The 25551-nt window shown below is 67.6% G+C and carries 21 protein-coding genes, 4 pseudogenes and 1 CRISPR repeat array; of the genes and pseudogenes, 4 read left to right on the forward strand and 21 right to left on the reverse strand.

Going from position 1 to position 25551, the window contains the following annotated elements:
• Nucleotides 1-23 precede the first annotated feature (23 nt).
• Nucleotides 24-898: pseudogene (gene purU / locus BW737_RS07825) on the reverse strand (formyltetrahydrofolate deformylase).
• A gap of 440 nt (nt 899-1338) precedes the next feature.
• Between purU and BW737_RS07830 the strand changes: the two are divergent.
• On the forward strand, nt 1339-1815 hold the full coding sequence (locus BW737_RS07830; protein WP_143233326.1) for a helix-turn-helix domain-containing protein: 477 nt from the start codon (nt 1339-1341) through the stop codon (nt 1813-1815).
• A 270-nt stretch (nt 1816-2085) separates the two neighbouring features.
• Nucleotides 2086-2539: direct repeats of the CRISPR family, unit length 28 nt; unit sequence GGATCATCCCCGCTCGCGCGGGGTCGAC.
• A 52-nt stretch (nt 2540-2591) separates the two neighbouring features.
• Here the strand turns inward: BW737_RS07830 and BW737_RS07835 are convergent.
• A pseudogene (locus BW737_RS07835) lies at nt 2592-3799 on the reverse strand (IS110 family RNA-guided transposase).
• 255 nt (nt 3800-4054) lie between these two features.
• Between BW737_RS07835 and BW737_RS18130 the strand changes: the two are divergent.
• Nucleotides 4055-4186: pseudogene (locus BW737_RS18130) on the forward strand (IS5-like element ISMt1 family transposase); the annotation flags it as partial.
• Nucleotides 4187-4418: 232 nt separating this feature from the next.
• Here BW737_RS18130 and BW737_RS07845 read toward each other — a convergent pair.
• From BW737_RS07845 to BW737_RS07890, 11 genes are all read right to left on the reverse strand, one after another.
• Complete coding sequence (locus tag BW737_RS07845; RefSeq protein WP_086614050.1) at nt 4419-5420, reverse strand: TIM barrel protein; 1002 nt, start codon at nt 5418-5420, stop codon at nt 4419-4421.
• 12 nt (nt 5421-5432) lie between these two features.
• Nucleotides 5433-5855, reverse strand: a complete 423-nt coding sequence (locus BW737_RS07850; protein WP_086614049.1) for a C-glycoside deglycosidase beta subunit domain-containing protein — start codon at nt 5853-5855, stop codon at nt 5433-5435.
• A gap of 55 nt (nt 5856-5910) precedes the next feature.
• On the reverse strand, nt 5911-6303 hold the full coding sequence (locus tag BW737_RS07855) for a C-glycoside deglycosidase beta subunit domain-containing protein (RefSeq protein ID WP_086614048.1): 393 nt from the start codon (nt 6301-6303) through the stop codon (nt 5911-5913).
• A gap of 1 nt (nt 6304) precedes the next feature.
• Nucleotides 6305-7321 carry a sugar phosphate isomerase/epimerase family protein gene (locus tag BW737_RS07860; RefSeq protein WP_086614047.1) on the reverse strand — a complete coding sequence of 339 codons (1017 nt, stop codon included), beginning with the start codon at nt 7319-7321 and terminating at the stop codon, nt 6305-6307.
• 218 nt (nt 7322-7539) lie between these two features.
• Nucleotides 7540-8664, reverse strand: a complete 1125-nt coding sequence (locus BW737_RS07865; protein ID WP_086614046.1) for a Gfo/Idh/MocA family protein — start codon at nt 8662-8664, stop codon at nt 7540-7542.
• A gap of 487 nt (nt 8665-9151) precedes the next feature.
• Nucleotides 9152-10183 carry a LacI family DNA-binding transcriptional regulator gene (locus BW737_RS07870; RefSeq protein WP_218961847.1) on the reverse strand — a complete coding sequence of 344 codons (1032 nt, stop codon included), beginning with the start codon at nt 10181-10183 and terminating at the stop codon, nt 9152-9154.
• A gap of 46 nt (nt 10184-10229) precedes the next feature.
• Nucleotides 10230-10751 carry a carbohydrate ABC transporter permease gene (locus BW737_RS16865; RefSeq protein ID WP_218961848.1) on the reverse strand — a complete coding sequence of 174 codons (522 nt, stop codon included), beginning with the start codon at nt 10749-10751 and terminating at the stop codon, nt 10230-10232.
• Entirely contained in the window at nt 10664-11086 is a 423-nt protein-coding gene (locus BW737_RS16870) for an ABC transporter permease family protein (protein WP_218961849.1), read from the reverse strand. The genes BW737_RS16865 and BW737_RS16870 overlap by 88 nt, the downstream gene beginning before the upstream one ends.
• On the reverse strand, nt 11083-12024 hold the full coding sequence (locus tag BW737_RS07880) for a carbohydrate ABC transporter permease (RefSeq protein WP_086614045.1): 942 nt from the start codon (nt 12022-12024) through the stop codon (nt 11083-11085). The genes BW737_RS16870 and BW737_RS07880 overlap by 4 nt, the downstream gene beginning before the upstream one ends.
• A gap of 62 nt (nt 12025-12086) precedes the next feature.
• A complete protein-coding gene (locus BW737_RS07885) occupies nt 12087-13400 on the reverse strand; it encodes an ABC transporter substrate-binding protein (protein WP_086614044.1) in 1314 nt (437 codons plus the stop codon).
• 792 nt (nt 13401-14192) lie between these two features.
• Nucleotides 14193-14372, reverse strand: a complete 180-nt coding sequence (locus tag BW737_RS07890; RefSeq protein ID WP_086614043.1) for a hypothetical protein — start codon at nt 14370-14372, stop codon at nt 14193-14195.
• 443 nt (nt 14373-14815) lie between these two features.
• On the opposite strand from BW737_RS07890, the gene BW737_RS16210 reads away from it, so the two are divergent.
• Both BW737_RS16210 and BW737_RS07900 read left to right on the forward strand, forming a co-directional pair.
• Complete coding sequence (locus BW737_RS16210) at nt 14816-15268, forward strand: hypothetical protein (protein ID WP_180272129.1); 453 nt, start codon at nt 14816-14818, stop codon at nt 15266-15268.
• Between the two features lie 80 nt (nt 15269-15348).
• Nucleotides 15349-15972: an alpha-L-rhamnosidase C-terminal domain-containing protein gene (locus BW737_RS07900; protein ID WP_180272130.1), complete on the forward strand. Its 624-nt coding sequence runs from the start codon at nt 15349-15351 to the stop codon at nt 15970-15972.
• A 455-nt stretch (nt 15973-16427) separates the two neighbouring features.
• Here the strand turns inward: BW737_RS07900 and BW737_RS07905 are convergent, their stop codons facing one another.
• The 8 genes and pseudogenes from BW737_RS07905 to BW737_RS07930 all read right to left on the reverse strand — a co-directional run bounded on the left by BW737_RS07905 (nt 16428) and on the right by BW737_RS07930 (nt 25456).
• The gene (locus tag BW737_RS07905) at nt 16428-18161 is read right to left on the reverse strand and encodes a glycosyl hydrolase family 2 protein (protein WP_143233329.1); all 1734 of its coding nucleotides are present in this window, start codon (nt 18159-18161) and stop codon (nt 16428-16430) included.
• Nucleotides 18149-19375, reverse strand: coding sequence for a hypothetical protein (locus tag BW737_RS07910; RefSeq protein ID WP_086614039.1), 1227 nt, complete (start codon nt 19373-19375; stop codon nt 18149-18151). Before BW737_RS07910 ends, BW737_RS07905 begins: the two co-directional genes overlap by 13 nt.
• Before the next feature lie 29 nt (nt 19376-19404).
• Nucleotides 19405-20082 (reverse strand): hypothetical protein, encoded by a 678-nt coding sequence (locus tag BW737_RS16875; RefSeq protein ID WP_218961858.1) that lies wholly within the window; start codon nt 20080-20082, stop codon nt 19405-19407.
• Complete coding sequence (locus BW737_RS19900; RefSeq protein ID WP_420835724.1) at nt 20061-20318, reverse strand: family 43 glycosylhydrolase; 258 nt, start codon at nt 20316-20318, stop codon at nt 20061-20063. Before BW737_RS19900 ends, BW737_RS16875 begins: the two co-directional genes overlap by 22 nt.
• Before the next feature lie 11 nt (nt 20319-20329).
• A pseudogene (locus tag BW737_RS16880) lies at nt 20330-20995 on the reverse strand (family 43 glycosylhydrolase); the annotation flags it as partial.
• Between the two features lie 67 nt (nt 20996-21062).
• A complete protein-coding gene (locus tag BW737_RS16215) occupies nt 21063-21860 on the reverse strand; it encodes an alpha/beta hydrolase (RefSeq protein ID WP_180272131.1) in 798 nt (265 codons plus the stop codon).
• Between the two features lie 251 nt (nt 21861-22111).
• Complete coding sequence (locus BW737_RS07925) at nt 22112-23152, reverse strand: alpha/beta hydrolase fold domain-containing protein (protein WP_086614037.1); 1041 nt, start codon at nt 23150-23152, stop codon at nt 22112-22114.
• 27 nt (nt 23153-23179) lie between these two features.
• Nucleotides 23180-25456, reverse strand: a complete 2277-nt coding sequence (locus BW737_RS07930; RefSeq protein WP_218961851.1) for a glycoside hydrolase family 3 N-terminal domain-containing protein — start codon at nt 25454-25456, stop codon at nt 23180-23182.
• Nucleotides 25457-25551: the final 95 nt, after the last annotated feature.

Below are 25551 nucleotides of genomic sequence, written 5' to 3' on the forward strand. Positions count from 1 at the left end.
CGGTTCACCGGCGCCAGGTGGCGTCAGGCGAAGACGACGGTGCGGTGACCGTTGAGCAGTACCCGGTGCTCGGCGTGCCAGCGCACCGCCTGGGCGAGCACCCGGCGCTCGACGTCCTGTCCCTTGGCGCGCAGCGTCTCCACGGAGTCCTCGTGGCTGGCGCGGGTGACGTCCTGCTCGATGATAGGGCCTCATCCAGATCGGGGGTGACGTAATGGGCGGTAGCACCGATCAGCTTCACGCCACGCTCGTGCGCCTGCCGGTAGGGGTTGGCGCCCTTGAAGCTGGGCAGGAACGAGTGGTGGATGTTGATCACGCCGCCGTGGAGACGCTCGCACAGGGCGGGGGAGAGGATCTGCATATAGCGGGCCAACACCACCAGCTCTACGTCCAGGGAGTCCACCAGCTCTAGCAACTGCGCCTCGGCGTCGGCCTTGGTGTCCTTGGTGACCGGGATGTGGTGGAAGGGGACTCCGTAGAAGTCCGCGACCGGTCGCAGGTCCTCGTGGTTGCCGACCACACCGACGACGTCGATCGGCAGGCCCTGACTGCGGGCGCGGAAGAGCAGATCGGTCAGGCAGTGGCCCTCCTTGGAGACCATGATGAGGGTGCGCATGGGGCGGCCGACCTCGTCCAGCGACCAGGTCATGGAGTAGGTGCGGGCGAGCTCGGCCAGGTCCTTCTCCAGCTCCTCGCGGGCCACGGTGGTCTGCACCTGCACGCGCATGAAGAACAGGCCGGAGACCTCGTCGCCGAACTGCTTGGACTCGGTGATGTTGCCGCCGCGCCGGGCCAGTGCGCCGGAGACGGCATTAACGATCCCGGGGCGGTCGGGGCAGGACAAGGTCAGCACGAGGTGACGGGTGTCGGCGGGCGCGGTGGTGACGGGCGTGGTCATGGCAGGAGGGTAGCCGGGTGCGGCGGGTGTGTGGGCGGCGGGCCGGAGGGCGGACGGGGCAGGGAAGGAGGTATGGGACTGACTGGGGACTGGGTCTGACTGGGGGCGCAGCGCGCTCGGCTAGTAGGAGGCATGGAAAGAGGAGACCGGGGTGGCGAAGACGATTGGGCTATCCGTAACGCTTATGCGTCGTGGTGGAACAACTATCGGCTTCAATTCGGGTGTACTGGGTTGGTAGTAATGGTGCGCTTGTCGGGAATGCGTAATAGAGTTACCGGGACAGAGGCGGGAGCCAGCCCCCACTTGGCGCGTAACGTGCTGCGGGCAGGCCAACCCGTCTCTGCCTATGAGTTTCTGATGTCCGCGCGGGCCGCCTTCGTTTGCGTGGACTAGGAGGAGAAGACTTCCTGTCTGCACGTGGCTGAGAGGTTGCGATCAGGGTGGAAGTGGACGCCTATTCATACGGCAACGCAGCGGCGCATTATGTGAAGGTGATCATGTACAGCGGGGAGTTCAGAGTAGTCCGAGAGCATCTAGGGCTGTCGCGACGGGAGATTGCTGAGCTTTTGGCAGTATCCGAGGGCACGGTCCAAAACTGGGAGAAGGGTAAGTATACGCCGCCGCCTGGCGTGGCAGCGGAGGTTCACCAGCTGGAGGTGTACACGCGCAACGCTGTGGATGCCATCGTGGCGGAAGCCGCCGAGCGGAAGCAGCCGATGCTCCTGGTGTGGCGTCAGGACGCCGACATGCCACCCGGTCGGGCACGCACGCTCGGGGCGTCGTGGTGGCGTGGCGTGGCTGCACGTGTTCGTGAGCGTGTGGATGACCTGGTTGTGGCTTACGCCGATGAACTTGATGAACTCACGGGGAGTCGTGAAGCTACGCTTCGGCTTGCCATCAGTGTCGGTGCCGTTTAGTGAGGTCATAGACAGCTCAACTTAGGTCATGTGATCGTCCTCGCTCGCGCGGGGTCGACGCCTCCAGGCCGGGGCCGGGCGTGGTGGGGATCATCCCCGCTCGTGCGGGGTCGACGGCTGACTTGGGGCGGGTCGGATGGGTGCCTGCGGGATCACCCCCGCTCGCGCGGGGTCGACGTAATCAGCAAGCCCTCCGCCATGGTCAAGGCAGGATCATCCCGCTCGCGCGGGGTCGACTTCTCGTCGGGCGTCTTGCCGTCCAGTAGAGCGGGATCATCCCCGCTCGCGCGGGGTCGACTCCTCCCCGTCCTTAGCGAGGGTGACCAGGCCCGGATCATCCCCGCTCGCGCGGGGTCGACGAGCCGTTTTTGACCGCCTGGCCTGTGGATAACGGATCATCCCCGCTCGCGCGGGGTCGACGAGCCGTTTTTGACCGCCTGGCCTGTGGATAACGGATCATCCCCGCTCGCGCGGGGTCGACTGCAGGGCGTCGGCGATCACCTGGCCGACGCTCTGGATCATCCCCGCTCGCGCTGGGTCGACCAATCCTGGACCTGGCGTCGGCGCCTACACCCGGATCATCCCCGCTCGCGCGGGTCGACCTGAACAACGGGGAGATCAACCCGTTTGAGATGGGATCATCCCCGCTCGCGCGGGGTCGACAGAATCAGTATGACCATCATCGCCATCGCAATCGGATCATCCCCGCTCGCGCGGGGTCGACGCCCGAAGTCAGGCTCGTCGCACACGCCTGGGGGGTGCCCCTATGTGGTTTGTCAAGCGGCGGCGGGTAGTTGTTGCTGGGCTGGTTGGGGGTCGTAGAGGGAGCCGTCGCGGATCATGGCGTATAGGGTGAGGATGCGGCGGTGGGCGAGGGCGAGTATGGCTTGGCCCAAGTTTCTTGTTTTGGGCGCGTTTGCGGTCGTAGTAGGCGCGGGATGCCGGGTCGGAGCGCAGCGAGGAGAAGGCTGATAGGAACATGGCGCGTTTGAGGCGCTTGTTGCCGGCGTGGGAGACGTACTCGCCGCGTATGGAGGACCCGGAGCGTCTGGTTACGGGGGTTAGTCCGGCGTAGGAGGCCAGGTGTGCGCCGGAGGGAAAGGTCTTGCCCGCGGTCTCTGCCAGGAAGACGGCTGCGGTCCTGACCCCCACCCCGGGCATGGAGGTCAGGACCGGGTAAAGAGGGTGGGCCTCCACCAGGGCCTCAACCTGGGCGGCGACATCGTCGCGTTGGGCGTGCAGCGCGATGAGCTGGCGAGCCAGGTGGGGCAGCACCACCCCGGCGGCGTCGGTACCAGCGACCACCACGGTCTGCTTGCCCAGGGCGTCGGTGATGGCCTGCGCCCAGGCGGCATGGCGGCGGGCGCCCTTGGCCTTGAGCTTGGCGTCAATCCGCGCCCGGCCAGCCTTCTTCAATGACTGTGGGGTGGGCCAGGCGGCGATCACCTCCAGCACGGCCTCGTGTTCGAGCCACTTGCCCAGCACCTGTTCGAGGGCTGGGTGGATTTGGGTGTACAGGCCCCGGATCCGGTTCGCGGTCTGGTTGACCTGGCGGGCCAGGTCCAAGTCAAAACCGGTCAGCATCGACAAGGATGCGGCGTCCTCGTCCGAAGTGCTGATGGACCTGAGCGTGTGGGGCATGGTGCGGGCAGCATCCGCGATAACCGCGGCATCCTTCGCGTCGGTTTTGGCGTTGCCCGGGGTCAGGTCCGCGATCCTGCGCATGGACAGACCGGGCAGGTAGCCCACGGTTATCCCCATGTCCTGGGCGACCGCGACCGCCAGGGCGCCGATCGTCGCTGGCTGGTCCACCACTACCAGGAGCCGGCCGTGCTCACCGAGCCGCTCGTACAGGTCCCTAAGCCTGGATTCGTCGTTGGGCAGGGCCTTGTCGACGAGCTTCTTGCCGTCTGTGGTCAGGGCCGTCGACCAGTGCTCGGCCTTGCCCACGCCCGGTACCGACGAAGACCTCCACGTCCTCGATGTTCACCTTTCCTGCGCCCCTTCGTGCGTTAGTGGGTCAGCCTGTAAGGCAGACGGTCCCGCACCCACGCCTGCGAAAGACCTTAATGGGTCGTTCCCCTAATCAGCGGTCACCATCCGCCCGCCTCCACCGGTGGCTTTCGCCCCCCGGATCATCAAACGACAGGGGCAAGACATCATGCCCACAGCGGCTGGCCCAGCCACCGGCACTCCTTCACCGGCGACAACAAACAAGGTAACAGGGGCAAGTCCCGCCACCATCCCCGTCAAGGCCGACCAGGCCGACTACCGCAAGGCCCGCGGCCGACTGGGTGGACGGCCGCCCACCTTCGACCCGATCGCCTACAAGGACTGCAACGCGGTGGAGCGCGGCTTCGGCCGTCTCAAATAATACCGCGGTTTCGCCACCAGGTACGACAAACTCGCCGTCCGTTACCAAGTCACCACCCACATCGCCAGCATCGACCACTGGCTCAAACAACTTACATAACGCGACTAGTGCCGGTCTCGGTGTGTAACAGGTGCCGGTCGGTGAGGGAGGGGCGGTGCCAGGCGTCGTAGGCCTGGCACCGCCCCTCCCCTCGTCTATTGGGTTCGCCTGCCCCACCGGAGCCGGCCCGTCACAGGTTCTCGAGAATGCTCTTCCCGAGGGCCAGGTGGCGGTCGAGCTGCTCGTCGGCGTCGTTGAGGTAGAAGGCGTGGCCCTCGTACTCGCTGATGAAGACGCCCTGGAAGCCACCCTCGGCGAGGATGGACAGCGCCTTGTCGTACGGGATCGTCGGCTCGAAGACCTTGCCGTTCTCGTCCAGTTCCAGGTGGTAGAACTTGCCGTGCACGTACTTCACATACGGCACCATCGCGGCGAAGGAGTCGAGCTCCGCCGGCGCGAAGGACAGGTAGCCGAACCATTCGGAGATGGCGACCTTCTCTCCCTCGCCGCCGCCCATGTTCTTGGCGACGTGCTCCTGCATCTCCTCCTCGGTCATGCCGTTGTGGCGGTTGGCGATGATCCAGTCGAGGGTCTCCCGCTTGGCGCCCAGGCCCACGTAGCGGTTGATGGCGATCTCGGTGGGCCGCTCGATGAACATGCCGAAGTCGGGCACCAGGCCGAAGGAGCCGAGCTGGTTCTTCTCGATCGTCTCCATGAAGCCGAGCGTGGTGGCGTCGGAGGGGGTGTGCGGGGCGTGGATCTCGAAGCCGATCTGCACGCCGTAGCGCTCGGCCAGGTCGTTGACGGCGGGGGCCAGCTCCGGCTCGAAACCGGTGGCGCGCATGTACTTCGCGCCGACGTTCCGGGCGGTCATGATGTCCAGCCGGATGTCGGACAGGATGTCCTCGCGGCTCATCTGGTAACCGGTGATGCGCCCGAGGTCGACGTAGCCGCCGTAGGAGAAGACCTCCACGCCGTGCTTCTCGCCGGCGGCCAGCACCGCGTCGATCTCATCGGCGCGAGGAGTGGGGTACTGCTGGAAGGTCTGCCCGCCGACCAGCTCCACCTTGCTGATGCCCTTGGCGGCGACGTGCTCGAAGATCGTGTCGATGCTCCAGTCGTCGTTCTCGATGAACTCCTGGGTGTAGCTGTAGCAGGAGATGGCCTGCTCGATGCCGTTGATCTTTGCCATGGGTCTTGCTCCTCAGTTCTCAGAGTCCTCGGCCACCGTGAGGGTGGCGGACGCGGAGGCGTCAAACATTCCGTAGACGCCGGGGGCGAACTGCATGTAGACGACGCGCGCCTCGCACACGAAGTCGACGTCGTGCTCGCCGGCGGCCAGCGGCTCGCCGGTCACGTGCAGGCGAATCGGGGTCTTAACGCCCCAGTACTCGGTGAAGGCCAGTGGCACCTGCGGCAGGCGCAGGAACTTGCCGTTGATCTCCACCAGGATGCGGTCGTCGTCGACCCGCTCGCCGTCGACGCTGAGCTCCATCCGCTCGACGGCGGAGATCGGGGTGCCGCGGTAGTAGTTGAGGCCGACTTCGAGGACGTAGCCGTCGGAGTCGTTGACGAGGCGGCGCAGCACCTTCTCGTCAAAACCGAGCTTCATGAATTTGGTGGGCATGGATGGTTCCTTACGAAGGATTCTGATGAATGTATGCAGTCAGGCCGACGACGCGTCAGGCGACCGTGACCTTGCGGGTGAAGCGGTTCTCCGAGGTATAGGGCAGGTACGACACCCGCAGACGCAGGTTCACGTACACCTCGTGCTCCCCGGGCGTGAGCCCGCCGGGGCGCAGCACGGTGATAGTCGCGAAGGTACGCAGTTCCCAGCGCACGTCCGAGACGTCGGCGAGCTCGTCGAAGGTGCGGGTCACGCCGTTGTAGGTGAAGCGCAGGTCCTCGACGGGCACGGCCTCGCCGTCGACCGTGACCTCGGGGGTCTCGATCATGGACAGTCCCAGGCCGCGGTAGTAGGGGATGTGGCTCTCGAAGGAGAAGCCCGTCACCTCGCCGTCGGGACCGGTGATGTTGTGGACGGTTCCCTCGCGGATGATCATCTCGTCGAACATGTCAGTTCTCCTCTCCTATGAGTGCCTTGAGCATGGCCTGGTGCGCCGCCACCTGGGTGACGGAGTCGACGGTCTGGGCGTCCTCGATGTGGCGGTTGCCCTCGTACTCGCTGGACAGATAACCGTCGTATCCGATCTCGTCCAGGACGGGGACGATCTCGTGGTAGGGGATGGAGTACTCGTGCCAGTAATCGGAGCCGGGGACCTCGTGCATCTCGAAGAACTTGGCGTGGATGTGCTTGATGAACTCGGCGTGATCGCGCAGGCTGTCCACCGGCTTGGCTCCCATGTGGGTGCCGAATCGAGCAAGCCCCAGGGTGACGCCGTCGACGCCCTGGCGCTCCAGGCGGTCGAAGAGGGCCTGGGTGTCGCCGTGGGAGTTGTAGGTCTCCACGATCTCGCGGGTGAGTTCCGGGTCGGCGCCGTCGCGTAGGGCGCGGTCAACCACAACCCGCTGGAGGCGGTGGACGAAGATGCCCATGTCCGGGACGCAGCCGACGACGTCGGCGCCCTGACGCTCAGCGACCTCCAGGTGCCGCTTGATCCAGTCGTCCTCGAAGGAGTACGGCGCGTGGACCTCCACGCCCATCCACACGCCGTGGTCGCGCGCGTAGGGGGCGGCGGACTCGACGACCTCGGGCGGGGTGTTGACGATGATGCGGATGCCCTTGGCGCCGAGCTTGGCGGTGTGCCGGATGTCGCGCTTGAGGGAGTCGACCATCTCCGAGTGGTTGAGCAGGCGGCCCCGGTAGCGCTTGGTGTCCAGGAACATGTCGTGGACCGTCGGCGTGGTGCCGTACTTCGCCATGAGGTCCTTCCACCAGGAGTAGAAGGAGTCGGGCAGGTCGGCCTGCCCGGGGAAGGGGAAGCCGGGGATCATCTGTTCGCCGAGGGTCTCAATGCCCAGCGCGCCCTCCTTGGCGGCTGCGGCGACGCAATCCTCGAGGGTGAAGGTGCCGTGGGCGTACTCGTGCTGGTACGAGTACAGGCTGACTCCGCGTTTGATCTGCGAGGTCATGGATGCGCTCCTCTCTGAGTGCGGAATGTGTTTGGAACTTGTAGCGGGATGCGGTTCGGCCCCGGCCCCGCGGTGGGACCGGGGCCGAACCTGTTGCTGTCCGTCAGGTCAGCGCCTGGTAGCGCGGCCGGGACGGTGCGGCGTGTTATCGCGGGGCGACGGCGTGACCGCGGTTGTGCCACGGCGTCGACCCCGCTGGGTTGTGGGAGAGATCGGGCTCAGTCGAAGTAGACGGGCTTGCCGCCCTGAGCCGCGGACTTGTAGATGCCATCGAGAATCTCGGTGACGACGACGGCCTGGTCAGCGGTCACGTAGGGCTCGGTGTCGTTGAGGATGGCGTCGAGCCACAGGCCGGCCTCCAGGCCACCCATGTAGGAGAAGCCGGTCTGGGCGCCGCCAACGCCGCCGGCGGAGAAGTAGGCGCCGCCCGCGCCGAAACCGGTGTTGACCTGCTTGCCGCCCTCGATGGAGTTGACGTCAACGATCAGGTTAGCGGAACCGGCCGGGTCCTGGATGGTCTCGGCGCCGGCCTCGGTGCCCATGATGGTGATGCAACCCTCGCGCGCGGCCTTGATGTTCAGCGCCCAGGAGGCCTCAACGAACAGGGAGGCACCGTTCTTGAAGGTGACGAACCCGAAGGCGGAGTCCTCCACCTCGTAGGTGGCCGGGTCCCACTCGCCACCGATGTTGCCCTCCGGCTTGTCGGCCAGCTTGTAGTTGACCACGCCGGTGACGGAGGCGACGTCGTAGTTGTTCATCAGCCACAGGGCCACGTCGATCGAGTGGCCGCCCAGGTCGATGAGCGGGCCGCCGCCCTGCTTGGACTTGTCGGTGAACACGCCCCAGATCGGCACGCCGCGACGACGGGTGGCGTGGGCCTTGGCGGCGTAGATCTCGCCGAACTTGCCTTCGTCGGCCAGGGCCTTGAGGAACTGGTACTCCTCGCGCTGGCGGTACTGGAAGCCGACGGTGAGCTTCTTGCCGGTCCGCTTGGCGGTGTCGCGCATCTTGCGGGCGTCCTCACCGGTGACGGCCATCGGCTTCTCCACCATCACGTGCTTGCCGGCCTCCAGGGCGGCACAGGTGATCTCGCAGTGGTTGGCGTTCCAGGTGCACACGTGCATGACGTCGATGGAGTCGTCGTTCACGAGGTCCATGTAGTCGGTGGTGGTGTAGGCGTCCTCGTTGCCCCACTCCGCCTTGCCGGCCTCGGCACGCTCGATGTCGAAGTCGCAGAAGGCGACGATCTCGCACTTGTCCTTGTGCTGCGCCAGACCCACCAGGTGCTTCTGGGTTCCGATGAACCCCAGACCCACGATGCCGATGCGAAGCTTCTTGCTCATGTCTGAACTCCTGTGTTCGGGTTGAGCCCGCCGGCAATGGCTGGGCCCGGCAGGATGCGTTCCCGCCTCACGGGTTTGATTCAACTCGCCCTCTAGAGCCGATCCCAAGCCCCGCAGAGATAACTTGCGCCCTGGATGTGCATAAGTTGCTGCAGGCGGTCGGTTCGCATCTCGCCTCATCGACGGGCATCCCCGCCGCCTCGACAGCAACGAGGGGATGGCGGTCAGAATGTCCAAATCCGGCAGAAACGGTCCCGGGACGCACGCGAGCGCCCAGCGAGACCGTTGGAATCACGCCGTTTTTCCCTCCGGTCCGAGCGGTGTGGCGGGCGTTTATGCCGTTCTTGGACAATTCCTCGGCCCGACCGGGCCGACCGGTGCTTGCTGGCGGTTGAGTTTCACGACGTGGTAGCGGAAAGCCGCACCGGCCGACACTCACCGAGCCCATTACGAGGCCCGAGCATGACGCCGTGCCAATGGGCCGGCCCTACGGGAGTACCGTCGACCCCCGCACGATCAACTCTGGAGTGAGCACAACCCGCTGGTGGACGTGGTCACCGTCCCGGTTCATCTCGTCCAGAAGCAGGCGCACAGCCGCGGCACCCATCTCCTGCCCCTTCATGGCGATGCTGGTTAGTGGCACTCGGCAATCCCCCGCGGAACTGTTGCGGTCACACCCCATGACGGCGATTTCGTCGGGGACGGTAATACCCGCCTCGCTCAGTCCCTCGACCAGGCCGGAGGCGAGCGAGTCGGACACGCCTATGATGCCGTCAGGACGGGTATCGGGGCCCCTTCCGGCGATCTGGCGCGCCACGGTCAGCCCATCCGCCTCCTTGACTCCATCGGCCATGATCTCCTCGAAGGATGCGGCTCCCGCAGCCTCACGCATGGCACGCCGCGCCCCCCTGCGCCGCAGCCGGACCGGCTGGTAGTACTCGTCACCGCCCGCCGCGAAGACGATCCGTCGGCAGCCGATGTCCAACATGTGCCGTACCGCGAGATAGCCAACCTGCTCGTTGTCGACGACGACGGTGCACAAGTTGTCGTCCCCCTGGTCGTAGTTGATAAGAACCACGGGGGTCTGGCGGGCCTTCAGGCGAGCCACGTGCTCCGAGGAGTCCTGCATGGGGGCCAGGAGCAGTCCCGCCACGCGCGCCTCGTTGAAGGAATCGACGTTGTCCCCCTGGGCACCGAAGTCGTCGGCGCTGTCCGCCAGCAGCAGGTTGTGTCCGGCGGCGCGGGCTGCTGCCTGTGCGCCCCGCGCCACATCGACAAACATGGAGTTTGAGAGGTTTATAACTACAAGCCCCAGGGCCCCGGATCTACCGGAGGCGAGGGTACTGGCGTTGGCATTGCGGACGAAGCCGAGTTCGTCGATCGCCATCCGCACTCGCTCGATAGCGGCTGCCGAGACGCGCTCGGGGTGGTTGAGAACATTCGACGCGGTGCCCAGTGACACCCCGGCCCGGTCTGCGACATCGCGCAGACGCGGCGGCCGCTGCGTACGTGTGGGCACCTGTCGAACACCTCCCTTACCACCCCGAGCGCACGGAGCCGCCCGGTCACCCCTTCACGGCGCCCGCCGTCATGCCCTCCTGGATCTGCCGATTGAAGAAGGCGTACATGATGAGCGGCGGTATGGTGATCAGTAGGACATCCATGAACAGCAGGTTCCACTGGTTCAGGCCTTGGGACTGGTAATTGTACAGCGTGAGCTGGACGGTCTCGTTGCCAGCACCCGGCAGGAAGTACAAGGCGTAGGTGAAGTCGTTGAAGACGGTCACCGCCTGTACCACGATCACCGTGACAATCGTCGACTTCAGTAGCGGGAAGATGACCCGGAAGAACAGGCGCAGCGGGCCCGCGCCGTCGATCACAGCCGCCTCGTCCAGTTCTCTGGGGATCGTCTCCACGAAGGCACGGAACAGCAGGATGCAGAACGAGAGCCCGAAAGCTACGTGGACGGCGATCAAGCCGGCCAGAGTCTTGTACAGCCCTAGCCCCTCCAGAACCCAGATGGTCGGGACGACAGCTGGAGGATGATGAGTCCCATCATGACGAACAGATTGATGATGCCGTTCCACCGCGACCGACGCCGTTGCAGGACGTAGCCGACCATCGCGCCCAAGATCACCTGGATCGCTACGGCGAGCACCGTTACGACGGCAGAGTTGACGAAGGCACGTATCAGCACGTAGTCCTGGGTGGCGATCACTGCTTTGAAGTTCTCTACGAAGGCCCACTGGGTGGGCAATGAAAACTCCAGCAGGGAGGCTTCCTTCTGCGTCTTCCCCGCCGTCAGCACAATGAAGACGAACGGCACGATGAAGATCACGACGCTGACTAGGATCGCGATGATCCCCGGCACCAGACCTTTGCGAGTACGCCGTCTTCCGGCGAAAGGTGCGGTGGCACTCATGATTGGTCGCCCTTCCTGTTTAGCCACGCGTTGAGAGGAATCACGATCACCGCGATCACGAGGAACAGCACAACGTTGCCCGCTGTCGACAGGCCGTAGAACCCCGCCTGGTACTGCTTATAGATGACCGAGGCGATCACGTCGGAGGAGAATCCGGGGCCGCCACGGGTCATGGTCCAGATGAGGTCGAAGGACCGCAGTCCGCCGATGAGCGACAGGATGATGACAGTCACCGTCGCCGGCCGGCACAGGGGCAGGGTGATGTTCTTAAAGATCTGCCAGGCACCGGCGCCATCCACCTTCGCCGCCTCGACGAACTCGTGAGGAATAGCGACGATGCCGGAGATGTAGATGACGGTGGCCAGCCCGACTCCCTTCCAGACGTCGACGCCGGCTACGGAGAAGAGCGCGAGGTTCGGGTCGGTCAGCCAGCCGGGACCGTCAATGCCGACGACGGCTAGCACTCGGTTGACCAACCCGTCCCGCGGATCAAGCAGTACCTTCCAGGTCACGCCGACCCCGATGGTGGAAACCAGCACCGGGAAGAAAACAACGGACCGCAGGTAGTTGCGCCCGAAGACCTGCGAGGTGAGCAGGACCGCGAGGGCGAGTCCCAGGACAACCTTGGTCCCCGAGGTGACGAAGGCGTAGATGAAGGTGTTGATGAAGCCCTTCACCAAGGAGGGCTCCTTGAAGAACTGGACAAAGTTGTCCAGTCCGATGAACTCCATGTCGAACAGGGTCCAGCGTGTTAGGGAGAAGTAGAACGAGGCGACCGTCGGGATCAGGAAGAGAATGACAAAGAACAATGCTGCGGGGATGTGGAAGTACAGCGGGTAGTACTTGTCCAGGCCCCGCCCTTTACGCTTCGCCTTCCTGACCCGGGCCGCCTTCTTCGAAGCCCCGCCCGAAGCTGCGGGTGCGGTTGTAGCAGTCATGATCACTCCGAATGATGTGTGGGGGCGGGCCGCCGGACCCGCCCCCACACGGCGGTTGCCTGTCACCAACCCTCAAGGCCGAGCTGCTGCGCCTGTTTCTCGACATCCTGGTCATACAGTGCAGCGCCCTCGGCGGCCGTCGAGATACCGGAACCGACCTGAACGGTGATCTGCTCAAGCGAAGGCCCCTTGATCGGCGAGAGGAACTCCAGTGCCAGGCCGGTGTTGTCCTCCTCGTAGTAGGGGGTCATATCGCCAACCAGCGAAGTGGCGGTGCTAGGAAGCTCGCAGCCATCAATCACGAACGGGCCGCCAACCGTGATTGCCGAGCCCATGACAGAGCAGGCATCCGGAGTAGCCAGCCAGTCCAGGAGCTCGTAGGCGGCGTCGAGCTTCGCCCCCTCGGTGGTCTTGGGAATGTACATGCCGTTCGGCGTGCCGATAGTCAGCGTGGTGTTGGCTGCGTCATCGGCGGGAATCGCGAAGACGCCGAGTGACGCGTCGGCATCCGGATAGTTCTCCCCGATGGCCGCAGAAACGTTCGAAGTCAGCATCGGATAGTGGGCCGCAGTTCCCTCGGCGAGCATCTTGACACCGTCGTCGTACGTAGCGGAAGCGAAGTCGTCGTTCAGGTAGCCAGCGTCATAGACATCCTGCAGGTGCTGGAAGCCTGCGAAGGCGGGATCGTCAACGTACTTGGCCTTATTTGCCGTGTAGTTGTCGGCCCACTCGGGATCCGCAGCCAGCACGTTGGCGGCGTCACCGAGGACCATGACCTGCGAAGTCCAGGTGTCGGAGTAGGTCTGCACCACCGGAGTAATACCAGCAGCCTCGATAGCCTCGTTGTTGTCCATGAATTCCTCCCAAGACTCGGGCACATCCAAGCCGAGCTGGTCATAGACATCCTTGTTGTAGATCATTCCGAAGGCGAAGGAGGCACCGACCGGCAGACCGTACAGGCCATTATCCGTGGAGGCCGCCTGCGTCCAGTTGTCGTCAACCTTGTCGGCCCATTCCTGATCGGACAGATCCACGAGTGTGGAGTCGGGACTCAGCGCCTTAAGCAGCGAGCCGGAGTTGTACCAAAACAGGTCGTTCATATCCCCCGTAGACAGACGGGTCTTGACTAGGTTGTCGCCCTCGGATCCGGAGGGGTGAGTCTCGTAGGAAATCTGAATGTCCTCGTGAGAGGAGTTGAACGACTCCACCAACGGGTCCCAAAGGGCGATCGACGAGGGATCGGAGTCGATGTAGATCGAGAGCTCGGTGACGCCGTCGGCAGAGTCGTCTCCAGTGCCTGAGCCGCAGGCGCTGAGACCCAGCGCCCCGACCAGGGTAACGGCCGCCAGGGCAGCCATAGACTTGCGGATTCTCATGTGGGATGTCCTCCATGTGTGGATGCCTTCGCCGCTCCTCCGTTGGAGTGACGTGAGCCATGAAACTGAAGCGCTTCATTGCAGGCTCAGGATAGCCGCGGGCCACAGAGATCGTCAAGCAGCTATGTCGGAGCCGGCGCCTCCGAACGACACAGGCCGACAAAATGGCATAATATCGGTGTTTCGATCGCACGTACACCTTCCCGAACAGAGGCCTTCAGACATACATCCCCGACCCTCGAGCTTGCGTCCAACACTCCGAAGCGCTTCAATACAGACCTGCGGGCATCCGAGCAGATCGCGGTCCCGCACAATGCAGCGCGGCAACCACTTCCCCTGCGAGGTACACACATGTCTTTCCCTCCATGCGCGCCAGCCATGGTCGCCCAAGTCCCCTCCCCGCCTCGCTGCGCCCGCGATGCCATCGTCGCCCGCTCCCCGTTACCGCTGATCGGTATGGACGGACCCACGTCCCTCTCGGCCGAAGAAGACGTAGAAAGGATGACCTGCTGGTTCTACCCACGAGCACAGTTCGGACGCGGGGCGCTACGGGTCCAACTGGCGGAGAGTCGGCGAACCATGAGACACGTCTCCTACCCGGAAACCGCAACTCCTCCAGCGGTGCGCGCCATGTTTCGGCTGCGCGGGCGCGGCACCGCCGTCCTTGCCCGTGCCACCGGTGTTGTACACGTGCTGCCAGGCGGTAATCCCATCGCGGCAGGGATATCCGCAACGTCAAGCGGTCCGTGGGCACTCCCGCGACACGCGGAATACTTAAGACCCGGCGCGTCACTACACCTCGATAACGAGGAGACAATAACCCTCGTCGTCGACGCCCGGGAGGGCCAGCCGCCGGCGATATGCCTCGTCCCGAACACCGCGCGCGGGCGGGAGGCTAGTGGCGTCGATCTCGGCAGCAGCGACCACCATTGTCAGAACATCCGTGTCGACACACTGCTGGAGGGAGATCAATACTGGTATCCGGCCGCCGTTCATCCCGGTGGCCGTGTGCCACCGCACGAGGCCGGCGAGCCAGTTACCGACGTCGAGCTGCTACGCGAAGACTTCGCCCAAGCGTCGCTATGGGTTGCGCCTCTCCCCGTGCTGGGGAATGTAGTCATCGATTGCCACCCGGAGCTGGGCGACCAGTGCTGACAGTGGGGGAATCCGCGGCCGAGGCCCTGGCCGGCCTCGAGTTCGCGGAGTGCCGTACCGAGTTGGTGCAGGAGGGTACGAGTCGCTGGGTGAGTGCGAATCGCCTGGGCCTGCGGTACGTACGCGTGAGCGGCGTCACCGCCTCACGTGTGCACGTGCGCGCCAGTTCGCGAGCCTTCCTCCGACGTGGAGCATTCGCATGCTCGGATGAGCAACTTACCCGGATGTGGACGGTGGCGGCGACGACTCTGGGAACCTGTATGCAGACGCTCATCGTCGACGGGATCAAACGGGACCGCCTGCCCTGGATGGCGGACAACGCCGCCGCCATCGGCCCGAACGCGTACGCATTCGGCGATCCGCGTATCACCGCCGATGGCATCGCTGCCCTGTTCCGCCCGCAAAACGCATTCGCGAACGGAATTGCCGACTACACACTGTGGGGAATCATCGCGCTTGCCCTCGATCTGGAGGCCTTCAATGACGAGGCACTGCTGACTGCGACCGCATCCGACCTGATCGAAGTGCTCTCCTCATTGCTGGCTATGACGGATACCGGAGGCCTGCTGCATACGGTGAAGGACGACCTCTCCTTTCCTGAGTCAGGACCGGGGGCGATATTCCTGGACTGGGGCGTTGAGGTGGATCCGCTGCGCACACCGACGGCGTTCCAAGCTCTGTGGTACTGGGCGCTGCAAAGCGCGATACGGTAGGCACTCATGTGCGCAGGATGGAGGCGCCAGGCGCGCCGGGACCCGAACGGCTGCGCGCCTGGAAGGAATATGCCGCACGGGTGGCCGGGACGCTTTGGCGCGACGGATGGGATCCCGATGCCGGCGCATGGCGCGAGTACGTAGACGGCGTCTCTCAGCCGGTACCGCTGGCGAACACGCTGGCCACCCTAGCCGGGCTCACGCCTCCGGAGTCGCCCGGCGTGGAGGCGCAGATTCTGGCCACGTCGTCGGGAACTCCGTCGATGCGAGCGTGGGCTCTGCGCGCACTCGTACAGCGCGGGCTGCGTGGCCAGGCGGTTGATGAGCTTATTCGGTCCTGGGGACCTCTGGTCGCGGCCGGGGCCGATACGTTCTGGGAAGACTTCGCCTCGGAAGGGGAGCAGCCGACACAGATGTACGGGCGGCCGTTCGGTAAGAGCCTGTGCCACGGATGGTCTTCGGGGCCCGCGGATCTGCTGGTACTTGCGATCCTTGGCACACGGCCTCTGGTGCCCGGATGGGCACAGTTCACGGTGGATCCGCAGCTGGGGGACCTTGAGTGGGCCGCATGCGTCGTCCCGACCGTGCGCGGAGACGTGTGCGTCGTCGCGGAGCGGGGAACGACGACCGTAGACGTGCCGGCTGGCACAGTGCTGGTTCACGGCGCGGACCGGTTCACGGGCCCTACTAAGGTGAGTTGGTGAACTTGGCGCCCGAACGTAGAACCTCTCCGGCGCATTCCTTTAAAGGCTTGCCCTGGCGAACAGCGCCTCGGTCGAACAGTCGCATGGCGCCACCACCACGGATACGGCGGCGCCGCACACCGGAGAAACCGGGGCTCACCCAAGAACCGCATGATTCTGCGGTTTCACTCATTTGGTCTGGAACGCTGGATGGCCTCCGGTGTGCAACGACGGCCTTGCTGCACACCGGAGCACAACCACACAAATCCGACCGAACCGCCATTCCCGCAGGATGTCAACGAAAAACCGGGACCGGAAGAGTTTGTCATGACAGCTCCAGTGTGCAGCACTCACAAAATCGTCCCAGCCACACCTGCCCGGAGGGCACGCCCCACCGGCTGCCGCCATAACGACCGACCGCGGCGGTTATATCTACCGGTCTGGGCACGTGACTACAACCGACCTCGGCGGTTATATCAACCGACCTCGGTGAGATGGACGGGGCCGAGGAGGCCGTGCGGCACGCTCGGGTGCTGCACCGCCCAGGGGCCCTTCATGTATACGTCGGCGGCCAGCGTCGCGTTGCGCAGCGTCGTGCGCACCTCGATCTCGATGGTCGGTTCCTGCCCCGCAGCCACGACCGCCGCCAGCGCCTCCCCAACCGGGATGTCCACGTCATCGCGCAGCACCGGCCCAAACTCGCGGTCGCCCACCCGCACCAGCGCGCTGCCGCCCAGCTCCCCGAGCCGCAGCACCACGCCCGCGAGGGCGGCCCGGTCATCATCAGCGCCGGCGCCGACTTCCACCCGGGCCCGGTACACCCCGATGCCGGAGACGTCCTTCAGCCCCGGCACTTCACGCCAATCGCCGGGTCCCTGCCCGGGCAGGACGATGGTGCGCGGTCCGTCTGGCGCCTCGCTGGTGACGGTCAGGCTCCAGTCCACGAGGGCGAGTTCCGCACCGTCGGCGCCCATGGCGTCAATCGCGCCCGTACCGATCACCGCCCCGGCGACTGCACAGGCCCCGCCCGCACCCGCCACTTCTCCGGCGTCGGCACCGGGCCCTGTGGGCACAACCCGCAGCACTGCCAGCCCGAGCGGGGCGAGTGCGGTCTCCACGCGCGTGCACCCGACGACCGCTTCGGCACCCACCGGGGTGATCGTGCCCGTGTCCAGGTCCAGAACCTCCACGCGCCCGGCGCCCTCGATCTCCAGCGGCAGTGCAACCGCCTCGGCACCGGGGTTGTAAACAAGCACGTAGCGGCCCTCGACAGCGTCGCGCACCTGGCTCAGCAGCACCGGCCCGCGCCAGGCTACGCGGGGACGCACCCCGAGTGCCGCGAGCGCACCGGGCACCAGCGCCCAAGCATCCACCCGCTTCACGCACGGTCCGGCGAGCGCGGCGGCAATCGCCTCCCGCACCGCCGCGTCGGCGTCGGCGCCGCCCCAGCCGGCATCCCCCGCCGGTGGCTGCCCGACGACGACGATGGCCATCCCTGCCTGTGCGGCGCACGCCAGCGCCCGGGCCGCGTTAAGCGGGATGGTGCCGCCCTGGAGCGCGGCGTCCAGAATCAGGGCCCGGTAGGCGGGCCCGTCAGGGAAGAGCACCGTCCCGCCGGCATCCGTGTCGTGTTCGGGGCCGACGATTCCGTCCTCGGCCAGGCCGACCGGGTCGAGGATCTGCACGTTGTATCCGGCCCGCTCCAGCGGCTCGGCGTCGATGAGCCGGTCGGGGGCGGTGGCGTCGGCCTCGGCGTTGCCGCGGGCGGCGGTGGTCAGGAAGCCGTCGCGGTAGACGGCCACGTCCGCCCGGGGCGTGCCGGTCTCCAGCACGGCGGTGCCCCGCGCCCAGTAGTCGGTCAGCCCCTTCCAGTGCTCCCACTGGGGAAAGTGCCGGTGGTTCCAGGACTCGGAGACTACCGTGCCGAAGCGACCGCGCGTGGGCCAGAGCGCCTCGGGATCCTGGGCGGCAAAGCCGTGCACGAAGGGCTTGGTGACGCCCACCGCCCACTCCTTGTTGAGCATGTGCCGGTAGTCCGCCAGGGAGAAGTCGTAGCACTTGTCCATCTGGGCGCCGAGCTCGGTGGACACGCGCACGGCCCCGCCCTGGTGGGCGCCGCCCACGCAGCTGCGCTGCCAGTCCAGGGCGAAGCGCCAGTTCGGGTGGTCCATGCGCATGGGTGCGCGGTCGCCGGAGTTCAGGGACTCCACCTCGGCACGCCCGCCGCAGCGCACGAGTTCGCGGAAGGAGCGAACCGGTTCGAGGTTCTGCCCGTAGGCGGCCTGGGCCTTGTGCGCATGTGATGCCCGGTGGCCCAGTCCTGGATGAGGGCCAGGTGGTCAGTGACGTACAGGTCGGTGACGGTGCGGTCATAGTCGGTGCGCACGCGTCGCCCCAGGTCGGTGGTGGCTCCGTCCGCGTCGGCGGAGTCGAAGTCGGGGCGCGGGGGCGCCTCGGGCACCCAGTAGCGGCACTGGCCGTGTGCCATGAGCAGCGGCAAGTAGCGGGTGGGGTCGTATCCGCGCAGGGATCGGAAGCGCTCGAGGAAGCCGCGGCTCCAGAACAGGCAGTCGGCGTTCAGCTCCAGGGAGTCCTCAAACAGCTCGGTGGCGGTGGAGGTGTCGGCAGCCAAGGCGGCTGCGCCCGCCTCCCCGATCTGGTGCTCGTCCAGGTATGCCAGGGCAGCGCGGGCGGCCTCGGCGTCGAGGAAGCTGGTCACTCCCTGCTCGCTGTCCCGGGACCAGAAGGCCGTCAGCGCCCACTGCCCCTCCCCCGGCCTCCAGGCGACGACGGCGTCCGCGCCCTCGCCGCGCACCTGTCCGCTCAGGACGGTCAGGGTGGTCTCGTCCAGCAGGGTGGAGTGCTCGGGCTCGATGACCTTGGTGGGCTTGCCCCAGGGGTTGCCGGAGGGGACCACCCGTGGGGAGGTACCGCGCTGAACCACCCGGGCGGCGACGACGGCGACCAGCTCCCCGCCGCGTTCGAGGTCGGGATCATCGAAGGGTGCGGGCACGGGCGTGGTCACTGCGCCGCCGTCGCCGACGGCGTCCACCCAGGCGACCCCGTACTGGAGCTCCTGGGCGGCGTATGCGGTGCCGCGGGCGGTGTTGGGGGTCTGCAGCGGCCAGGCGGCGCCGAGGGTCATGGCCACGCCCACCCCCAGGCCCCGGGCCTCCTCCAGGACGGCGTCCAGGGCCTCGCGCTGGGCGGCGTCGGCCCAGAAGCCCGGTGAGAAGGCGATCTCCACCTCCCCGAAGCCGGCGGCGGCGATCGCCCGCAGCTCTTCAAGCAGCTCCGCCACGGGGGTGGGCTGCTGCCACCACCAGCGGATTCCAGGCCGGTCGCTCATTTCCGGCGTGGCGAAGCGGGCGGCGGTCAGGGCGGCGCGGGTGGCGGGGCGGTGCAGGTCGGCGGGCGCGGTCATGGTGTGCTCCTAGTTCGAAAGCCCGGCCCTCACAGGGCCCGGTACCGAAAGTCGGTGATGCGAGCGCTACCCGGCCCGGCGGCGAAGACGGCGGGGCGCAGCGAGACCAGGTCGTTCGCGGTGTTGGCGTGGTAGCCGGAGCACTCCAGGGTGAGCGGGTAGTGGGTCCACTCCGCCTGCCCGGGGGCGCGGTAGTACATCTGCACGATGTGCTCACGCTTCTCCAGGGCGAGCTCCAGCGCGCGGGTGCCCTCCGGCAGCGGCTGGCCGGCCCAGGTAGGGATGCCGCCGGTCCAGGCCTGCAGGCGCCCCTCGGCAAGCTCCAGCCCGAGGAAGAGCCGGTGGTTGAAGAACAGCAGCAGACCCGCCGTAGTCTCAGGGGCCTGCGAGCCGCCCGCGCCGCCGCCGTCGGCAGCGCTCGTGGAGCCGAGCAGCTCAACACCCACCTCGACCCGGTAGGAGCGGTCGGGGGCGCGCACGGTCATGGGCGAGGCCGACGCCGGCCCCTCCCCCTTGCCGGCCAGCACCAGACCCTCGCCGGTGAAGTCGGCACGGACGGTCTCGTCGGCGCCCGGCTGATCAAAGGTCCACCGCCAGCCCCAGGCGGGCGCAGCGAAGTCGTCGGACAGGGCGACGCCGTGGGGACGCTGCTCGCTACCGCCGCCGGGCAGGGGCAGCGGCACGGTCAGGTCGCCGCCGCAGGCCACCGGCCAGCCGTCCTCGGTCCAGTCGATGGGTTCGAGGAGGATCTGGCGGCCGAGCCCGGTGTGGCCGTTCTCGTAGGCGTGGTAGATGACGTACCACTGCCGCCCGGGCCCTCCAGCAGGGTGCCGTGGCCGCGGGACCACCAGGGCTGGGCCGGGTCGGTGCAGCGCAGCAGCGGGTTGGTGGACATGTTCTCCCAGGGACCGTCGATGGAGCGGGAGCGGGCCACGATGACCATGTGCCGGTGGCGGGGCCGGCGGTGCCGCCGACGGCGGATACCAGATAGTGCCAGCCGTCGCGCATCACGTGCTTGGGCCCCTCCAGGGAGTAGGCCTCCACCACCCAGTCCTCGGGGTAGTGCCAGCCGTCGTACACGTGCTCGACGTCCCCGACGGTGGCCAGGCCGTCATCGGTGAGCCGCACCCGGTCGACGCCGTTGAGGAACAGGTACCGCTCACCGTCCTCGCCCACGGCGTGGCCGGGGTCGATGTAGCCGCGCAGGCCCAGGTCGATGGGGCCGTGCCAGGAGCCCTCGATGTCGTCGGCCCACATCACCGCGATAGTGGGGGCGTCCACGCGCGACCAGGAGGTGGGCATGAAGGGGATGTACATGTAGTAGCGGCCGGCGTGCTCGACCAGGTCGATGGCGAAGACGCTGCCCCAGGGCTCGGGGCAGGTGGGACCGACGGGCTCCCAGTCCACCAGGTTCTCCGAGCGCCACAGCACAATGCCGGGGCTGGACTCGAAGGAGGAGTAGGTCAGGTAGTAGCGGTCCCCCACGCGCAGGACGGTGGGGTCGGGGTAGTCCCCGCCCATGACGGGGTTGCGGTAGGTGCCGTCGCCGAGGTTGGCGCGGCGCTGGTTCTCAATGCCGCGCCCCCAGGCGGGGGCGGCGGACGGGGCAGTGGCGGTCATAGGGTCTCTCCGGTGGTGCGATAGTGGTTCTTTGTCAGGAGTGCGGAGGAAGGCCCGCTGCACGGGCTCAGCGCGTGACGTCGCTGATAAAGGCGGCGAAGTGGGCGCAGGTGGTCTTGGCCGTGGGCAGGCCGGGCACGGACAGGTGGCCGTGGGTCTCCCCGGGAACGGTGTGCTGCTCGACGTCGACCCCGGCCTCCACCAACTGCTGGGTGAAGCGCTCCCCGGAGGCGCGCAGGTCGTCGGCCTCGCAGTTCTCGATGTAGGTGCGCGGGTAGCCGACCAGTGAGTCCGCGTTGCCGGGCATGGCGTAGTCGAAGTGCTCGACCCCGGTCATCTCGGGGCCGAGGAGTTGCCCGATGAGATGGTCATTCTGGGCGACAGCGGCCTCGCGACCGGCCCACAGGAGCGGCGGGAGCGTCTCGAGGACGGCGGCGAGCTCGGCGGAGGGTGCGGGCATCGGGTAGTGGACCAGCGGGTAGGCGAGGAAGACGCCGGCGGGTGGGCAGTCCGCGTCGCGCCCGTGCAGGCCGACGGAGGCCGCCAGGCAGGCGCCGGCGCTGCCGCCGCCGACGGCTACGCGTTCGGGGTCGGTGGGCAGGCCGTGTCCGCCGGCGCGGACCCACTGGTAGGCGGCCCAGCAGTCGTCGTGCGGGACGGGGTGGGTGATGCCGTCGACGGCAAGCCGGTAGTCGACGCTGATGACGGGCAGCCCGGTGGCGTCGGCCAGGCGGGCGGCGGTGTGGTCGGCCTCGGCGGTGTCCAGGTCGCCGAAGATGAAGGCGCCCCCGTGGATCCAGACGATGGCGCCGCGGCGGCCGTCGGTGTCGGGGGTGGTGAGCTCGCGCGGGGTGTACACGCGCACGGGCACGTCCCCGTGCGGGCCGGGGGCGACGGCGTCGCGGCGCTCGACCGCGGGCAGGTCGACGGGCTCGACGAGCAGGTCGTAGAGCGCCGCCTGAGCTGGTGCTCTGCGGTGAATTCGGGCCCGCGCGGGGGTAGGCCGTCCAGGACGTGAATCCGCTCGCCGTGGACGCCGGAGACACCTCCGACCTTCTCGGGGCCCTCGGTGACGACGACGGGTGCTGCTGAACTGTTCTGGCGCATGGTTGGTCGTCAGGCGTGGTGGTGGTTGATGACGTCGTTTATGAAGGCGGCCAGGTGCGCGCACATGCGCACACCGGACTCCAGGCCGGGCACGTTCAATGGGGCGTGCAGCTCGCCGGGGCAGGTGTGGACCTCGACGTCGACACCCGCATCGGCGAGCTGCTGGGCGAAGCGCTCCCCGGAGGCGCGCAGGCCGTCGAGCTCGCAGTTCTCAATGAAGGTGCGCGGGTAGCCGGTGAAGTCCTCGGTCATGCCCGCGAGCGCGTACTCGGGGTGCTCGATATCCAGCATGTCCGGGCCAAGCATGTTGCTCATCAGCCAGTCGTCGCCGTCGGGGTTGTCCTGGAAGGCGTCGGGCAGGACGGCCAGGGCGGCGGTGAGCTCCGCGGAGGCCGGCGGGCGCGGATAGTGCACCAGCGGGTAGGCGAGGAAGATGCCGGCAGGCGGGCAGCCCGCGTCGCGCCCGTGGTGGCCGACGGTGGCGGCCAGGGCCGCACCGGCGCTGCCACCGCCGACGAACGCCAGCCCGGGGTCGGTGGGCGTTCCGTGGCCGCCGGAGCGCGCCCAGGTGTAGGCGGCCCAGACGTCGTCGTGGAGCACCGGGTGGTGACGTCCCTCGGTGGCGAGCCGGTAGTCGACGTTGACGACGGGCAGGCCGGTGGCGTGCGCCAGGCGGGCGGCGGTGTGGTCGCCCTCGGGCATCTCCGGGCTGCCGCCGAGGAAGGCGCCGCCGTGCATCCACACGATGACGCCGCGGCGGCCGGCGGAGTCGGGCTCAGCAAGCCTCTTCGGAGTGGTGACGATGACGCGGATATCCCCGTTGGGGCCGGGAGCGAAGGCCTCGCGGCGATCCACCGCCGGCAGGTCAATGGGCTCGACCGGGGCATCGAAGCGGGCCAGCCGGGCGTTCTCCTCCGGCCCCCAGGCGGGCCCGCGCGGGGGCAGGCCCTCCATGAGGTGCAGGCGCTGGGCATGTACGCCGGTGAGGTGGCCGACCTTCTCGGGGACGCCGTCGTCGACGACGGGCGCGTGGGATGAGTTGAAGCGCATTGCTTACCTCCTTGTAGGCGCGACAGGTCAGTCGGTGACGGTCAGGAGCAGCGGCTCGGCGTCGGGGTCCGGCCCCAGCCGGATCTCGAAGTCGCCGGGCTCCACGCGCCAGCCCTGCCCGTCGTCATCCCACAGGGCCAGGTGGCTGCGCTCCAGCCGGAAGATGACCTGGGCTGTGGTACCTGCGGGGACGGCGACGCGCTGGAAGCCGGAGAGCCTGCGCACGGCGGGGGCGAGCGAGGCCAGCACGTCGCGGGTGAACAGCAGCACCACGTCTTCGCCGTCGCGCTCGCCGGTGTTGGCGACCGTGACGCTCACCTCCACGGCCTGGCCGGCGTTGAGCTCGGCCCGGGTGATGGTGGCGCGGTTCAGCTCGGCGTCCCGGTAGGTGAAGCTCGTGTAGGACAGGCCGTGGCCGAAGCGGAACCGGGGTCCGAGCTCCAGGTCGCGGTACTTGGAGGTGAAGAACTCCTGGAGGTTGGCGGGGCCGTCCAGGCCCATGTCGAAGGCGGGCTTGATCATCTCCCCGCCGCGGGTGGCGGGACGGCCGGTGTTCTCGTGGGCGTCGTAGGTGGCGGGCAGCTGCCCGCTGTGGCGGGGCAGGCCCATGGGCAGGCGCCCGGAGGGGTTGACCGCGCCGGTGAGGACGTCGGCGATCACCTCCGGGGCGGTGGTGCCCAGGTGCCAGGCCATGAGGACGGCGCCCGGCTCCTCGATCCAGTCCTCGACGACGAGCGGGCGCCCGGCCACGAGCACCACGGCCAGGGGCGTGCCGGTGGCGGCGACGGCGTGTACCAGGGCGGCCTGGTTCCCGGGCAGGTGCAGGTCGGCGCGGGAGGTGGCCTCGCCGGTGAGCTGGCTGGGCTCGTCCAGGGCGAGGATGACCAGGTCGGCGTCGGCTGCGGCCGCGGCGACTTCGGCGATCTGCGCGTCGGTGACGCCGAGCGGGTCCTGGCCGCCCAGCACCGTGAGCTCGGGTGCGGGCGTGCTGGTTGCCGCGGCGCGGTCGGCCAGGGCGGCGGTGAGCGCGTCTGCCAGCGAATGGGCGGGTGGGGCGGCGAAGTGCTGCACCCAGGCGCCCAGGTGGTCGGTGTGGGTGGCGGCCGGGCCGGCCAGCAGGATGCGGCGGGCCGTGGGGGCGATGGGCAGGGTGCCGTCGTTGGTGAGCAGCACGGGGCACTTCTCGGCGGCGATGCGGGCGGCGGACAGGTGCTCGGCGGTGGGGGCGGTGATCTCGGCTGCGGGGTCCACGTAGGGGTTGTCGAACAGGCCGAGGGCCGTCTTCAGGGTCAGGACGCGGCGCACGGCGTCGTCCACCCGGGCCACCAGGGCCGGGTCGTCCCCGTCCAGGAGGGCCGGGTGCTCGGGGCGGGCTGCGGGGTCGTGGAGGTGGCCGCCCATTTCGACGTCGAGGCCGGCGGCCAGCGACATGCGGGCGGCGTCGGGCAGGTCGGCGGCCACGCCGTGGGGGATGAGGTTCCCCACGCCGGAGGCGTCACCCACGATGGCGCCGGTGAAGCCGAGCTCTTCCTTGAGGATGCCGGTGAGCAGGCGGCGGTTGGCGTGCACCGGGCGGCCGTTCATGGTGTTGAAGGAGGCCATGACAGAGCCGACGCCGGCCTGAACGCAGGTGGCGAAGGGCGGCAGGTAGACGGAGTGGAGGCGCTGGTCGGACATGTCCACGGTGTTGTAGTCGCGGCCGCCCTCGGCGGCGCCGTAGCCGATGAAGTGCTTGGCGGTGGCCACCATGGTGCCCGGCTCGTCCAGGCGCTCGTGCTGGTAGCCGGAGACCATGGCGGCGCCCAGTTCGGCGGTCAGCAGCGGGTCCTCGCCGAAGCCCTCGGCCACGCGGCCCCAGCGCGGGTCGCGGGAGACGTCCACCATGGGTGAGAAGGTCCAGGTGACGCCGCCGGAGCGGGCCTCAGCGGCGGAGACGACGGCGCAGGACTGGGCGACGGCGGCGGAGAAGGAGGCGCCCATGGCCAGTGGTGTGGGGAAGGTGGTGCGCTGGCCGTGAATGACGTCCAGGCCGATCAACAGGGGGATGCCGTGCGCGGTCTCCTCCACGGCCACGCGCTGGACTGCGTTGGTGTCGGCCGCGTTGCCGGGCCAGAACAGGGCGCCGATGCCGGAGCGGGCGGCATCCAGACATTCCTCCTGGGTCATCTTGAAGGTGACCTGGATCTGCGCGAGCTTCTCCTCCCAGGTCAGGGAGGCCAGCAGGGCCTCGATGTGCTCGCGCTGGGCGGCGGTGAGCTGGGCAAGGGGGCTCTTGGTGCTGGTGGAGGCGTTGGCGGCGGTCACGTGGGGCTCCTCGTTGAGCTGCAAAACTGCGAATAGTCGAGCGGTCATGAATGAGTAAGGGCGGGCACAGGAGGATGTCGGCCCCAAGGTCGATC

It is taken from the genome of Actinomyces ruminis, from assembly GCF_002154335.2.
Classification (GTDB): Bacteria; Actinomycetota; Actinomycetes; order Actinomycetales; family Actinomycetaceae; genus Actinomyces; species Actinomyces ruminis.

Bases quoted from the DNA above. Each gene is read 5' to 3' on its own strand.
- BW737_RS16870 (WP_218961849.1), bottom strand. From the start codon at position 11,086: ATGAGTGCCACCGCACCTTTCGCCGGAAGACGGCGTACTCGCAAAGGT.
- BW737_RS07885 (WP_086614044.1), bottom strand. From the start codon at position 13,400: ATGAGAATCCGCAAGTCTATGGCTGCCCTGGCGGCCGTTACCCTGGTC.
- BW737_RS19900 (WP_420835724.1), bottom strand. From the start codon at position 20,318: ATGGTCATCGTGGCCCGCTCCCGCTCCATCGACGGTCCCTGGGAGAAC.
- BW737_RS07845 (WP_086614050.1), bottom strand. From the start codon at position 5,420: ATGGCAAAGATCAACGGCATCGAGCAGGCCATCTCCTGCTACAGCTAC.
- BW737_RS07865 (WP_086614046.1), bottom strand. From the start codon at position 8,664: ATGAGCAAGAAGCTTCGCATCGGCATCGTGGGTCTGGGGTTCATCGGA.
- BW737_RS07860 (WP_086614047.1), bottom strand. From the start codon at position 7,321: ATGACCTCGCAGATCAAACGCGGAGTCAGCCTGTACTCGTACCAGCAC.
- BW737_RS07880 (WP_086614045.1), bottom strand. From the start codon at position 12,024: ATGACTGCTACAACCGCACCCGCAGCTTCGGGCGGGGCTTCGAAGAAG.
- BW737_RS07855 (WP_086614048.1), bottom strand. From the start codon at position 6,303: ATGTTCGACGAGATGATCATCCGCGAGGGAACCGTCCACAACATCACC.
- BW737_RS07925 (WP_086614037.1), bottom strand. From the start codon at position 23,152: ATGCGCTTCAACTCATCCCACGCGCCCGTCGTCGACGACGGCGTCCCC.
- BW737_RS07850 (WP_086614049.1), bottom strand. From the start codon at position 5,855: ATGCCCACCAAATTCATGAAGCTCGGTTTTGACGAGAAGGTGCTGCGC.
- BW737_RS16210 (WP_180272129.1), top strand. From the start codon at position 14,816: ATGCAGACGCTCATCGTCGACGGGATCAAACGGGACCGCCTGCCCTGG.
- BW737_RS07910 (WP_086614039.1), bottom strand. From the start codon at position 19,375: ATGACCGCGCCCGCCGACCTGCACCGCCCCGCCACCCGCGCCGCCCTG.